The following is a 13,145-nucleotide window of genomic DNA, read 5'->3' on the forward strand; positions in this document are numbered from 1 at the left end:
AGCTCATACGGAGGGTTCCTGCAGATGAAATCTTACAGAAAAGAGTTATGGTTCGAAGTTCCGGGCAGAAGGGCTTTTATTAACATTACCCCGGAAGTGGATAAATGCCTCGCGGAGTCAGGGGTCAAGGAAGGTCTTTGTCTGGTTAATGCCATGCATATCACAGCCAGTGTGTTCATCAATGACGATGAATCCGGTTTGCATCACGATTACGAGGTCTGGCTGGAAAAGTTGGCCCCGCATGAGCCGGTGAGCCAGTATCGCCATAACGGCTATGAAGATAATGCCGACGCCCACATGAAAAGGCAGGTAATGGGCCGCGAAGTTGTGGTTGCCATCACTGACGGCCAACTCGACTTCGGAACATGGGAACAGATTTTTTACGGCGAATTTGACGGCGGAAGGCGCAAAAGGGTGCTGGTAAAGATTATCGGTGAGTAATTTTAAAACGCCGGGAGAATGCTCCCGGCGTTTTTTCTTATTCTGTATGCAGCGAGGTCTTGCCCCACGGTTTGAAGACCGAAACCCAGACCAGAAAGAGCAGGCAGCCGAAGACAGCAAAAGCTGATATTTCATTGAAGAGTTGGCTGCGTAGGTATTCCGGGGTTTGTAATGCCAGTGCTCCGGTATTGCCGGAAAGACGGCTCATGTGATCCAGCCAGGGCATGTAGAAGATGAATCCGAAGAGGATGAAGCCGATATTGAGCATCCACTTGGTGATTATCCATTTGAATTTGAAAAATCCCCACGCACTTTTCCACGCGAAGATAAATCCGGTACACAGGCAGCCCACTGCACCGGCTGTGACCACGTACTGGTCCACAATTTTCAAACAGATATCCCGACCATAAAGGGCCTCGCCTGAAGCTGGGCTGAACAAGCAGTGCAGCAAAACCAGCGAGAGTGCCCCGCCGCCCCAAAGGCAGGCACTGAGCATATGCAGGGCACGTATCCACTTGGTTTGGCGGGTAGTGAGTTTACTCATAAGCTTACATTGATAAGATAGGTTTGATCTGTTCCAGTGCCCAGTCGACTTGTTCTTCCGTGATTACCAGCGGCGGTGCGAAACGGATGATGTTGTCATGGGTTTCCTTGCAGAGCAGCCCGTTTTCCTTAAGCTTTTCGCAGTACTGGCGCGCTCCTCCGGCTTCTTTCTTGAATTCCACAGCCAGCAGCAGGCCGCGTCCGCGTGCTTCTTTTATTTTGCTGTTTTGGATGGAGTTCAGTCCGTCGAGGAATTTCGCACCCATTTTTTCAGCATTTTCAATTAATTGTTCATCAGTCAGGACTTTGAGGGCTTCACGGGCCACAGCGCAGGCCAGCGGGTTGCCGCCGAATGTGGAGCCATGTTCACCCGGTTTGAGCACACCGAGAACCTCGGTGTTGGAAAGCACCGCCGAGACCGGATAAAAACCGCCGGAAAGGGCTTTGCCTATCAGGGTGATGTCTGCTTCAACCCCCTCATGTTCCTCGGCGAGCATTTTTCCGGTCCGGCCCAGTCCGGTCTGAATTTCATCAAAGATCAGGCTGATATTGTGCTTGGTGCATATCTCGCGCACCTGCTTCAGATAACCGTCAGGGGGAATGATAACCCCGGCCTCGCCCTGAATGGGTTCGACCATGAAAGCTACTGTGTTGGGAGTAATAGTGGCTTCAAGGGCATCAGCATTACCGAAGGGGATTATCTTGAATCCCGGCGTGAAAGGACCGAATCCCTTGCGTGAACCGAGGTCGGTGGAAAAACTTACGATAGTGATGGTCCGGCCGTGGAAGTTGTCACCGCAGACAATGATTTCGGCTTTGTCTTCCGGCACTCCCTTGACCATGTAGCCCCATTTGCGGACCGCTTTGATGGCGGTTTCCACAGCTTCCGCGCCGCTGTTCATGGGCAGGACTTTGTGGGAATTGGTCAGCTTACATATTTCCTCATAGAAAAGGCCGAGCTGGTCGTTGCGGAAAGCCCGCGAGGTCAGGGTCAGTTTATCCAGCTGATTCTGCATGGCTTGTTTGATGCGCGGATGGCAGTGGCCCTGATTCACAGCGGAATATGCTGAAAGGCAGTCCATGTATTTATTCCCCTCAACATCCCAGACCCAGACCCCTTCTCCCTTTTCAATGACAACATCGAGGGGTTTGTAGTTGTGGGCACCAAATTTGTCTTCAAGTTCAATGTATTCGGACTGTTTCATAGCTTGAATCTCCGTTGGGTAATTGGTTTGAATACATATTTACAATAATAAGTATGTTTTATCCAGCGGAGTACGATGTTTTTCTCCAATATATTAATCGTGTTGAGTTGTTTTTCTGCATAAAAAAAGCCGCATGATTATTAATCATGCGGCATGTGGTGTCTGTGTAATAAGAATTTAAATTTACTGGGTTTTGCTCTTGCCCACTTCTACTTTTTCCACCCATTTGGAGCCGGTGGGAGGTTCGTAGCTGGCGAAAGACTCAATGAGCAGGTCCGGGGTCTCGGCGGTGATCAGCTTTTCCCGGTGCATGTCTTTCAGAAAACCTTCCTCGACAACGCTGTTCAGAAATGAGAGCAGCTTGTCGTAGTAGCCGTCTACGTTGAGCAGACCGCATGGTTTGGAGTGGAATCCCAGTTGCGCCCAAGTGAAAATCTCGAAAATCTCATCCATGGTTCCGATTCCGCCGGGCATTGCGACGAAGCCGTCGGAAAGCTCGGCCATGAGTGCTTTGCGTTCATGCATGGAGTCGGAAACATGAAGTTCGGTCAGCCCGGTATGGGCAATCTCTATTTTATAGAGGCTTTCCGGGATAACCCCGATAACCTTGCCTCCGGCGTCCAGTGCGCTTTGGGCCAGCGTGCCCATTAGTCCGGTTCTGGAACCGCCGTAGACAGTAGTCAGCCCGCGCTGAGCCAGTTCCCGGCCCATGTTGCGGGCCGCTTGTGCGTATTTGGGGTCATTTCCCGGATTTGCTCCGAGGAAAACGCAGATACTTTTCATGAAATTTATCTCCTTGATGCCGGAAAACCAAGATCATTCTTTCTTTTCTTCCCGGTAAAATGAATTATAGGCGAGGGTCAACAGCACCGCGAATCCGGCCGAAGCAACCCCGAGGGCGGCATTGTAGAAGGGCGGGGCCGCAAGTGCAAGTCTGATCAGCAGGGTTACCAGAGCAAAACCGGAGTTCCTGAATACAGCATGGAAAGAGGGTAAAAAACGCTGGGAAATGAGTACCAGCAGGATATCGCTGAAAATCAGGATGGTGTAAAAAGTGCTGAAAAAGTCAAAGGTCGGTCTGCCTGTGGCAGAACAAAAGAGCAGGTATGCGCCGAGGCCCATGAATAGGCCGAGCAGCAGCAACGAAACCAGTTTTTTGGAAGCCACATACCGGAATTTAAAGGACGGTTTTAAAGTGGGGAGCGGTTTTTGGATATGGTAATAGATTCCCAGCAGAACAAAGACTACAAAGGCTCCGGCACCGTCTGAAAGGATCTGGTAGATCGGCGTCATATTCCCGGTAAAGGTGATCGGCTCCGGGAAGTCGACCAACTCCTTGAATGAGTTGCGGATGAGGATCAGGCAGAGGATTTCCAGCTGTTTGCCCACTGATTTGGACAGGGAGCATGGAAGTACGAAAATAAAGCTGATTACCTCCAGCACCAGGACAAGGGTGAAGGCAATTCCGACTGCTGCGTAATGGCTGGTAGGTGTTTTGGCGGCAATGGCTTCGGGGAGCCAGCCCTGCCTGCCCAGCTCTATACCGAGCAGTGCGGCAAGGAAGCAGGCGATCAAAAGTCCGGCAACAGCCCGTTCAGTCCGCTCATTTTTCCAAAAGGCATGTAGCGGATCGAAGGCGTAAGTCGCTAATTCATAAATTGAGTATTTCATAAAAATTTTACCACAATAACCGTGCAGTCGTCTTCAAGGGGAAATCCGCTGCGGTATGATGATACTTCTTCAAGTATTGTATCTGATATCTCCTGAGCCTGCTTGTGACAGGTGTCTCTGATAAGTTGCTTCAGGCGGTCCTTGCCGAATTGTTTTCCGGAAGGGTCGTGCGCTTCCCAGATCCCGTCGGTGTAAAGAGTCAGTATCTGGCCCTGTGTCATCTGGGTTATGTATTCGCGATAGCGGTATTCTTCATCAACTCCCAATGCCAGCCCTTCTCCGAGCAACTGGTCAAAGCTGTCCGTTTCAGGCGAATAGATCAGACCGGGATCATGTCCGGCCCTGATCCAGTTTACGGTTCTGTTCTGTGCGTTGCAGATGGCCATAAACATGGTCATGAAATGTCCGGTCTGGGCACAGTCCATGGTGATGAGCCGGTTAATGTCCATGGCTGCTTCAACCAGAGTCCTCCCCCGGCCTGAAAGGGCGCGTATGTAAGCCCGCGCACTGGTCATGAGCAGGGCCGCGCTTATGCCGTGCCCTGATACATCGCCTATAGCTGTGGCGAATGTGTTCGGTCCGCAGGTGGCGCAACCCACGAAGTCATAGTAGTCGCCTCCGGTCTGCTCGGAAAAAATGCAGCGTGCGCCGATATCGACACCTTTTACTTCAGGGGGAGCTTGCGGGAAGAGTGACCGCTGTGCTTCATCTGCCAGACTTAGGGCCTGACGTATTTTGGAATGTTCCCGTAACTGTGGAACCATATAGTTAAAGTTCTGGGCAAGGTCGCCAAGCTCGTCCTTGGAGTGAAAATCGGCTCTGGCATTCCAGTCCCCTTCACCCACTTTAATCATGGCTTCGGAAAGCTTACGGATGGGAGTGGAGAGGCTTTGTGATACAAAATAAGCCACAATGGCAATGGATAAGATTACCGCAATTGCGATCAGCGAAGTCCCTTCATACTGGTTGGCTATGCTCTCACGGACATACTGTTCGGCTTCGTCAGCTTCGGCAGTGAACTCATGGATAGGGGTGATGATCAGGATGGCTACTGCTTTATGGATCGGGCTGTAGGTCCAAAGAGAAGGAATTCCCTTGGAGTCCATTTGTAGTACTCCGGTATTTCCGGCCTCCACATCGGCTATCAGTGTCTTGAATTCAGGGTTGTCTTCATGCATCCATTCCGCTTTCGGGGGAGCCTGCCAAAGCCGTCCTTGTGCGGTGCGGATGGATTCGTTCTGTTGTTCTCCGTCGATCTTTCCGATTACAAGCAGAGAGTTCTGATGTGTTTCGTCCCGCCGGAGAGTGGAGACCATGATAACCTTATCTGTTTCCGCCTCTGTCGATGCAAACGCCTCGTTAAGGCTTTCACCGATTGGAATTACCAAGGAGGCTGCACCTATAAATTGCCCCTTATTGCCGTAAAGGGGGATCGTTAACCTGTTGCAGAGTGTTTTAGTTGCTGCATCTGTGGAGGGTAGGGTCCAGGTTGCTAAATCGTTTTTGCGGGCGTCCTTATACCATTTATGTCTCCTGGGGTCGTATCGGCGGGGAAAAGAATCGTGGGCCGGATAGGTAACAGTCAGGCCGCTTTCAAGTATTATTTCCTGCCAGAGAGCCAGTTCTTTCAGGGATTCGGCACAGGATTTAAAGTCATCCAGCAATGGAGCAAGGCGGGCTATTTCCGGTTTTGCCTGCTGGAGTGAGAGTCCTTCCGGCATCCAGAAGGATATATGGTTCCGTGAAATAAGGAGGTCTACCAGATCTCCCCGCTTTATGCCGTCGGTAGTGGGATGTTGTTTGTCCCTGCGGCGATCCCCATTGTTTTTCAGGGCTATTTTTTTATAATCCGGGTCAATTTGAAGTTCCGGTTTGTTGTAGCCGCCGCTGGGACTGGTTATGAACTGATCCTTGTTTAGGAGGGAAACGTCATTGTCGTTAAGGCGCAGTTCAGCTTCACCCTGAATGCTTTTCAGGGTGGTACGGAAGAGTCGGTCTTCCAGATTGATTGTGACCGCTGCTGAGTGTGCCTGCTCTGCAAGGTTTTGCGTGGCCCTTTCAAGCAGGGTTACTCTGGTCTGCATCTGCAGGTCCGAGCCCAGTTCCTTCAATGAATTCAGGCCGTGGGTTTTAAGCACAAATAAGGGGACCAGAGAAAAGGTCAGCAGGATGATGAGTATTTTCCAGCGGAGTTTCATGGCCTTATTTAAACCTATACTCAGTCATTATTCAATGAAGAAAACGTTTAAAACGTATGCTTATTTATATTATTGCTGGCTGAAAAGGACGGTGAGTGCAATGACCATCCCCAAAGAAGGCAGCAGGTTTGATAGGTTGATTCTCTTGATTTCAAGCAGTGTCAGGCTGATGCCGATAATGAGCAACCCTCCGCAGGCTGTAAGCTGATCGATTATGAGCGGGGAGAACCATTCCTGAAAAGAGCTGGCGAAGAGAGTCAGTGCTCCCTGATAGAGAATTACCGGGATAAATGAGAAAAGAACACCCACACCGTATGAAGAGGCGAGGGCAATGGAAGCGAATCCGTCGAGAATGGATTTGGTGTAAAGGATAGTTGTATCGCCGTTGATGCCTTCTTCAAAGGAACCGATAATAGCCATGGCCCCGATGCAGAAGATGAGGGATGCGGTGATTATTCCGTCGACGAATCCGGTATCGTTTGAGCCTACTTTTTTCTTGAGCCATGAAGCCCCGTGCTCGAACATGGTATCCAGTCGCAGCAGCTCCCCGAGGATTCCCCCGATAAGCAGACTGAACATGAGTACAAGAATATCCTGAACTTTTAGAGACATCTGGATGCCGATCAGCATGACGCCGAGGCCCAGAGCCTGAAAGATTATTTCGCGGATGCGTTCAGGAAATTTGCTGTGCAGAAGAATACCGATGATGGAGCCGCCTATGATGGCTGCACCGTTAACAAGTGAACCTATGGGAATCATGGGAATCTCTTTTTTAAATTATTGGGGGGGGAGCACGAAAGTAGCATTGAGTTACCCAGTTTACAATAGAGTAAAGTCGTATCTATTCATTAATTACAAGTTACTTATGTTTTGGAGGCGGAGAAATCTGGATATGTTCCTAAATAGGCTTGACAGCGGTAACGTCATCTAATATTAACAATCCCTCACGCATGCCGGGATGGCGGAATTGGTAGACGCAGCGGACTCAAAATCCGCCGGGTTCACGCCCTTGCGAGTTCGAGTCTCGCTCCCGGTACCAGATAATACAAGGACTTACAGCTTTATGGCTGTGAGTCCTTTTTTTGTGTCTGGTGTTTTGTACAACTCCTGTACAACTTTTTTGGGGTGTGGAGGGTATAAATCATCATTATTTTGCTTAGGGGAAATAGGGAGAGCTTATCTTGACAAGCGAGCTTGATTGGGAGTTACATATTTATGTGTTGAATAAATGTGTCGCTTAATGAGCTAACGAAGGAATTTTATATGATCCGTGCTGAATATCAACGATTCATGCAAACCCTTACCGATAATTCTGTTTCTGAGGAAGTTCGCAAAATAGCTAACCTCGTACTGTCAAATTTAGAGACTTTGATTCCTCTCTCGACGGCTCGTGGGCAGCGCGTAAAAAAAATTGTTGAGCTGGCACAGTTGAATTGGGACGGACTTAGCAGCCAAATTCATATAAGCCCTGTTCAATCTAAAACACAGAACAGCTCCGCATGTGCACTAAAGAAAATTTCTGTAGGTCCATTTCGTGGATTTGCCCAAACTGAAGAATTTGATCTTTCGGATAAAATTGTCCTCATGTATGGGCCAAACGGAACAGGAAAATCTAGCTTCTGCGAAGCACTTGAATATGGACTTTTAGGGAATGTAGCTGAAGCTGATAACAAGAGATTCCGTGATCAAAATAAATACTTAAAAAATGCTTATACCAATAGTTTTGCTGTCCCGGAAATTATTGGGGACAACGATGCTAAAATTGTAGCCAATGAACTTTTGTATCGTTTTTGTTTTGTTGAAAAGAACCGAATAGATAATTTTTCACGCATTGCGGCTCAGGCTCCGGCAAAACAAGGAGAATTGATTTCTACTTTATTTGGGATGGATGCCTTCAATTCTTTTGTCCGGAATTTTAGCGTAGAGATGGGTAATAACCATATTGATGTCGAAGGATCAAAGTCAAAAGAGTTGACCACGAAGCAGCAGTCTTTAGCGGGGGCGATAGCACAAAAGAAAGAAGCCGAAGAAACGTTGAAGAGACTTGCAGGAGAAGAACAAAGTTTAGCCAATAAATTTCGGGAAGGCTTAAATTTTACCCAGATGGAAATCGAAATCAATGGTAACGGAGAAACTCTTGGAGCAATAAGCCTCTTAGAGAATGAATTGGCTCAACCAGTTAACCCCCAAATGGGATTATCTCAAGCAACACTGCAAAGTTTGGGAAATTCGATTCGAGCCAATTTTTCTGATTTGGCTTCAAAGCAACAAATACTTCAAGCTGCAAGCGAACAGGTCTCTTTTAAAAATTTATATGAAGCTGTGCAACAAATCCAACAGAGTAACGCAGGTGTCTGTCCAGCGTGCAAGACACCACTTACTCATACTGTTGTTAACCCGTATACGCATGCAAGTAGCGAACTTGAGAAACTGCAGCATTTAGCGCAAGAGCAAGCCCTCGTAGAAAAATTAAGGCATGACTTAAATGCTTCTTTGAACGGTGTTTCACATATCATAAGCACTTGTTGTGCATTTTTCTCTGAAAATGTGGTTTATAATTATCGGTTAGGTCCTAACTCTCAAGTGACATACCAATGGTGGGATTCATTAAATCAAACTCTTAGCGATGGTTATAGTCCATGGCAGCATTTAGAGTGGCAGGTTGGAAAAATTGAAACAACTGACAAAGAAATAGGCCTAATTCTTCAAGATCGATCTGACAAGCAGTTGCAATTAAAAAGACTACGTAGTTTCAATCATCAAATTGTTAAGATTAACACGGAACGTAATATTGCTAGTAAAGCCATTGCGGAATCAAAAAAAACAATAGAAAACTTTAATGTCGATAATGCACAACTAATATCGGATGTAAAAAATGAACATGTGGCTGTTCAAAGGAATATATCTATTGCAAATTGTTATGCTGATTTTGTGGCTAGATTGAATGCGTATAAGAATGATCTGCCAATTCGTTTAGTTGCTGATTTAGGTGTCTCAGTCGTTGCATTGTATAATGCGTTCAACCGCAATGATGCAGCCAATGAACGATTGGAAGAAGTGCATTTGCCGCTGGCTCAAAATCAACGCTTAGAAATTTCATTTGAGAATGATCCTCTTACAAATTTTGATGCCTTACATGTTTTAAGTGAAGGACATATTCGGTGCCTAGGACTTGCCATTTTAATGGCTAAGAATTTAAAAGAAAATTGCCCTCTCCTAATTTTTGATGATCCAGTAAATGCCATTGATGACGATCATAAAGATGCAATTAGAAGAACACTTTTTGAAGATGATTTTTTTAGTGAAAAACAAATTATTTTAGCATGTCATGGCGATGAATTTTTTAAAGACATTCAGAATCTACTCCCACGGAAAACTGTTTCTCAGGCAAAACTATTTTCTTTTTTACCTAGACTTGGAGAACAGCATATTCGAGTTGATTTTCACTGTAGGCCGCGTAATTACGTAGTTGCAGCGATTGATAGCCTTGATCGGGGAGAAATACGCAATGCTTTAGCTAAATCAAGGCAGGCCCTTGAATCGCTTACCAAGTATAAGATCTGGAAATATGTGAATGATTATGGCGATGGAAATTTGTCTATAAAAATGCGATCCGCAACATCTCCAATCGAACTTCGTAATCTCACTGAACAGCTTAGATCTAAAATTGCTAACGGCAACTTCGGGGATAGTAATAAGTTAAAAGTACTAACACCTCTTGAAACTTTGCTTGGGATGAGTGGCAACTCCCGTGAATGGAGATATTTAAATAAAGGTACACATGAAGAATCTAATCGCGCAGAGTTTGACCGTGGTACTGTAGCTATGATTGTTAGCATGGTTGATGCCCTTGATTCAGTTCTTCCGTAAGGACACCGAATGGATAAAATCTATGCCCCAGAATACCACTGGTACAAAAGGCCAACCCACCTAACAATCTACGCAGAAGACATGCTCAAACACGTGAGATCCTTCTCGCGTGAAAATAGGCATTTGAAATTATCGCTGTCCCTGCTCGAAGACAGAGCACACGGAAGCCTTTTCCTGTTTCCTATGAAGATTGTTGAGCAGATGCTTAAAGCTTCTCCAATCGTTGCTTATACAAATCTTGCTGATATCGATTTAAGCCATGTCTCTGTCCCATCTCCGGGCATTCTTAAAGAAGATGAAAATTATTCACCAATCCAACAACTTCTTAAAATCATAGCCATCTCGAACGATCTACTGGACGACCTCAACGAAGACAAAAGGATTTTAAGATCATCCCTGCATGAATTGTCAGTCACTGTTGATGACTTTTACAACTGGGCGGTTGAAACTTTTCCCCGTTTTGAGGGAGAGGCTGAGGACGAGGCTCCTGTAAAAACGGTCGAGAAGAACATTGAGTGGTTCGCTATGCTTTGCGACTCTCTCGGAGCTGAACGCAAAATGTCTGCCCGTAGCCTTTGGAACAAAATTAAGAAAATGTCTGCACCTGAAAAACCAATATGCTTTGATGAGTTTCAGGTAGTCCTCCATGATGAGAAAATTTTCTATTCCGGTGTTCCTCTGACTCCCAGACTTTGGCGTGAGTATTTGGACCATGAGGGGGCCGTAAGGATAGTGTATAAATCATTTGAAAATTACCTATCCAGATATAAGAAAAATCTCCCAAATAATCCCAACGGCGTGAATAGCGTTGATTAACGGCATTTAGCGCAGGGTAAAAAACTCTCCCAATTTTCCGCACAGCCATCCCGCCAGTGCTAACCTTCACTCATCTTAACAAATGTTTGGAGGTTAACACTTATGCCAATTAAAGAATCAAATGAGTCTTCCGGTGCTGATCTGACGATCCTGCACAAAACCCTTCCCCCGATCATTGCCCGCAAGGATGTGAAGCTTTACCTCGGTGGGCTGATCTCAAGCGGCTACCTTGCTAATCTGGATTCCCAAGGGCGAGGTCCGAAAAGCATCAAAAGCGGCAGACGGGTCGCGTACCTTCGTGAAGATCTGATTTCATGGCTTGAAAACTGGTTGCAGGGGTAGGCTGAATGGTCTCCCTTTCATCCGTATCAACTATGACGCTTGCCGATGCTGCTTTGTTCTATGCAACGCAGGGTCTTCCCGTCTTCCCATGCGCAGGGAAAAGGCCTTGCGTGTCCGGTGGATTCAAGAGCGCGACCACCAACCTGAATCAAATCTCCCAATGGTGGCAGCAATTCCCTCAGGCAAACATAGGCAGCCCGACCGGAGCGAACAGCTTTGTATTGGATATAGATCCACCACATGGCGAAGAGTCGCTTGCTTTACTTGAAAGCCAGGACTCGCCACTACCCGAAACTCTGACCCAGCGAACGGGGAGTGGTGGACGGCATCTATTCTTCATACAGCCTGCCGAAATCGAGATCCGCAATTCTGCAAGTAAGATCGGCAAGGGGCTCGATATCCGTGGAACTGGCGGTTACATTATCCTACCGCCATCGGTTCATGCTTCGGGTAATTTTTACCAATGGATAAACGAATGCTCCCCCGCTGAAGCTCCTGCTTGGCTGGTTGAGATGATCATTAATGGGGCAGCGTCCAGCGCACAGACAAGCCAATCTCCTACATATGTTCAATCCCTGCTGAAGGCTGAGAAAGGGACTCGGAACGATTCGCTAAACAAGGTCGCTTTTCAGGTCGGGAAGGACATTGCTTCAGGGAAGGCGGATAGTGGGAATGTTGAAGCTATTGCTAAAGCAGCTTTGCAAACAGGTTTGGGACCACAGGAAGTTCAGCGTACTATCCAGAGCGGAGTGCAGGCCGGAAAGAAAGTTGTTGAAGAAAGCAATCCGTATTCAGGGCTAAACACCTCGGCGTGGCCGATCCCGGACAAAGCGGTCTTTTACGGCTTTGCAGGTGAATTTGCAGAATTTGCGGTGGAGAAGTCTGAAGCCGATCCAATTGCTGTTCTCGCGACTTTTTTATGTCGGTTTGGTGTTGAAGTCGGGCCGTCTCCGCACATGTTTGCCGGAGAAAAGCAGTACAGCCGGATAAATGCCGTGCTGGTTGGGCAGAGTTCAAAAGCACGTAAAGGGACATCTTCCATTCCTATTAGGGAACTGTTCGCCTTCAATGAAAAGGAATGGATTCCGGCGCAGACATCCCAAGGACCGCTTTCCAGCGGTGAGGGGCTAATCCATGCCATACGTGACCCGGAACTGAAATATCACGTGGATAAAAGCACCGGAGTTGGCGAACAGATTACGATGGACCCTGGAGTTGAAGACAAACGTCTTTTTATTCTTGATCAGGAATTTGCCGGGGCTCTGACTTGTACAAAGCGGGAAGGCAACACGCTTTCGACCATTGTCCGTACCCTGTTTGATGGCGGAACCATCGAGCCGCTGACCAAAACAAGCAAGCTGGTGGCAACAAATCCGCATGTCGCCATTACTACCCACATTACTTTGCAGGAGCTGCACGCCCGACTTGATCGGGTTGAGATCTTCAACGGCTTTGCAAACCGTTTTCTTTGGCTCTGCGTCCGTAGAACAAAACTTATTCCGTTTCCTGAACCTTTGGACAGCCAACAGGTGAGGGCGTTTCAAAAGAAGCTTCACTCATTGCTGGAGTCATCGAAAGCATGTTCTCAGATGGATTTTGATCCTGAAGCCAAAAAGGAATGGGGAAACATATATCCATTGCTGGCGAAAGAACGTGCAGATCTGCTTGGTTCGGTGCTTAACCGCTCCGAAGCTTATGTCCGGCGCATTGCACTGATTTATGCCTTGCTTGATGGCAGTGACTGCGTTCGGCTCCCTCATTTGAAAGCGGCCCTTGCTCTTTGGGATTATTGCGAACAGTCAGCGCGGTTCATCTTTGCCGGACTGGAAAGTGATTCGACTTGTCAGAAGATTATGGAAGCTTTGGAGGAGTCCGGTGGAAAGTTGGACACTTCCGGTTTGTATAAATTTTTCGGGAATCATATCTCAAAGCGGAAGATGACCGTGGCCCTGAACAACCTCCTTGCCAGCAAAAATATTCGAATCGAAGAAGTGAAGCCGCAAGGAGGAGGGCGACCACGAAAAATATTTTATTTATGCGAAAAAAGCTAATTTTGCGA

11 protein-coding genes and 1 tRNA gene are annotated in these 13,145 nt (G+C 47.2%); 6 read left to right on the forward strand and 6 right to left on the reverse strand.

Going from position 1 to position 13,145, the window contains the following annotated elements:
* Positions 1 to 24: 24 nt before the first annotated feature.
* Entirely contained in the window at positions 25 to 441 is a 417-nt protein-coding gene (locus ACNI29_RS10150) for a secondary thiamine-phosphate synthase enzyme YjbQ (protein ID WP_419778265.1), read from the forward strand.
* A gap of 37 nt (positions 442 to 478) precedes the next feature.
* Here the strand turns inward: ACNI29_RS10150 and ACNI29_RS10155 are convergent, their stop codons facing one another.
* The 6 genes from ACNI29_RS10155 to ACNI29_RS10180 form a co-directional block, all read right to left on the reverse strand.
* A complete protein-coding gene (locus ACNI29_RS10155) occupies positions 479 to 985 on the reverse strand; it encodes a hypothetical protein (RefSeq protein ID WP_419778266.1) in 507 nt (168 codons plus the stop codon).
* Positions 986 to 989: 4 nt separating this feature from the next.
* Positions 990 to 2,189, reverse strand: coding sequence for an ornithine--oxo-acid transaminase (gene rocD / locus ACNI29_RS10160; protein ID WP_419778267.1), 1,200 nt, complete (start codon positions 2,187 to 2,189; stop codon positions 990 to 992).
* Between the two features lie 183 nt (positions 2,190 to 2,372).
* Positions 2,373 to 2,972 (reverse strand): LOG family protein, encoded by a 600-nt coding sequence (locus tag ACNI29_RS10165; RefSeq protein ID WP_419778268.1) that lies wholly within the window; start codon positions 2,970 to 2,972, stop codon positions 2,373 to 2,375.
* Between the two features lie 33 nt (positions 2,973 to 3,005).
* Positions 3,006 to 3,860, reverse strand: coding sequence for a hypothetical protein (locus ACNI29_RS10170; protein ID WP_419778269.1), 855 nt, complete (start codon positions 3,858 to 3,860; stop codon positions 3,006 to 3,008).
* Positions 3,857 to 6,058 (reverse strand): SpoIIE family protein phosphatase, encoded by a 2,202-nt coding sequence (locus tag ACNI29_RS10175; protein WP_419778270.1) that lies wholly within the window; start codon positions 6,056 to 6,058, stop codon positions 3,857 to 3,859. Before ACNI29_RS10175 ends, ACNI29_RS10170 begins: the two co-directional genes overlap by 4 nt.
* A gap of 69 nt (positions 6,059 to 6,127) precedes the next feature.
* Complete coding sequence (locus ACNI29_RS10180) at positions 6,128 to 6,817, reverse strand: DUF554 domain-containing protein (protein ID WP_419778271.1); 690 nt, start codon at positions 6,815 to 6,817, stop codon at positions 6,128 to 6,130.
* 193 nt (positions 6,818 to 7,010) lie between these two features.
* On the opposite strand from ACNI29_RS10180, the gene ACNI29_RS10185 reads away from it, so the two are divergent.
* The 5 genes from ACNI29_RS10185 to ACNI29_RS10205 all read left to right on the forward strand — a co-directional run bounded on the left by ACNI29_RS10185 (position 7,011) and on the right by ACNI29_RS10205 (position 13,137).
* A tRNA-Leu gene (locus tag ACNI29_RS10185) sits at positions 7,011 to 7,097 on the forward strand.
* 224 nt (positions 7,098 to 7,321) lie between these two features.
* Positions 7,322 to 9,928 (forward strand): AAA family ATPase, encoded by a 2,607-nt coding sequence (locus ACNI29_RS10190; protein ID WP_419778272.1) that lies wholly within the window; start codon positions 7,322 to 7,324, stop codon positions 9,926 to 9,928.
* A gap of 9 nt (positions 9,929 to 9,937) precedes the next feature.
* Positions 9,938 to 10,744 (forward strand): hypothetical protein, encoded by an 807-nt coding sequence (locus ACNI29_RS10195; protein WP_419778273.1) that lies wholly within the window; start codon positions 9,938 to 9,940, stop codon positions 10,742 to 10,744.
* Positions 10,745 to 10,846: 102 nt separating this feature from the next.
* Positions 10,847 to 11,086, forward strand: coding sequence for a helix-turn-helix transcriptional regulator (locus tag ACNI29_RS10200; RefSeq protein WP_136675768.1), 240 nt, complete (start codon positions 10,847 to 10,849; stop codon positions 11,084 to 11,086).
* Positions 11,087 to 11,091: 5 nt separating this feature from the next.
* The gene (locus ACNI29_RS10205; RefSeq protein ID WP_419778274.1) at positions 11,092 to 13,137 is read left to right on the forward strand and encodes a bifunctional DNA primase/polymerase; all 2,046 of its coding nucleotides are present in this window, start codon (positions 11,092 to 11,094) and stop codon (positions 13,135 to 13,137) included.
* The last annotated feature ends 8 nt before the right edge of the window (positions 13,138 to 13,145 follow it).

This window comes from Maridesulfovibrio spiralis (SeqCode), assembly GCF_048571135.1.
Classification (GTDB): Bacteria; Desulfobacterota; Desulfovibrionia; order Desulfovibrionales; family Desulfovibrionaceae; genus Maridesulfovibrio; species Maridesulfovibrio spiralis.